This window comes from Streptococcus mitis (assembly GCF_946190285.1).
GTDB lineage: Bacteria > Bacillota > Bacilli > Lactobacillales > Streptococcaceae > Streptococcus > Streptococcus mitis_CP.
This window is the reverse complement of sequence record NZ_CAMHZX010000031.1, coordinates 1-323: the sequence shown is the minus strand read 5'-3', so window position 1 is coordinate 323 and position 323 is coordinate 1. Positions and strand designations below refer to the sequence as shown.

Genomic DNA, 323 nt, shown 5'->3' with positions numbered 1-323 from the left:
AGTGCCGTAGCGTCTACCTCAGCGTCAACAAGTGCGGTAGCCTCAACGTCAGCGTCGACTAGTGCAGTAGCGTCTACGTCAGCGTCAACAAGTGCTGTAGCCTCTACCTCAGCGTCAACAAGTGCCGTAGCGTCTACCTCAGCGTCGACTAGTGCGGTAGCGTCTACGTCAGCGTCAACAAGTGCTGTAGCGTCTACCTCAGCGTCAACAAGCGCCGTAGCCTCTACCTCAGCCAGCACAAGCGCCGTAGCGTCTACGTCAGCGTCGACTAGTGCAGTAGCCTCTACCTCAGCATCGACTAGTGCAGTAGCGTCTACCTCAGC

At 57.3% G+C, this 323-nt stretch carries 1 protein-coding gene; it reads left to right on the top strand.

Features of this window, described 5'->3' with window-relative positions:
- A partial coding sequence (locus tag N8L39_RS09285) for a hypothetical protein (RefSeq protein WP_261039374.1) occupies positions 1-323 on the top strand: 323 nt, incomplete at both ends.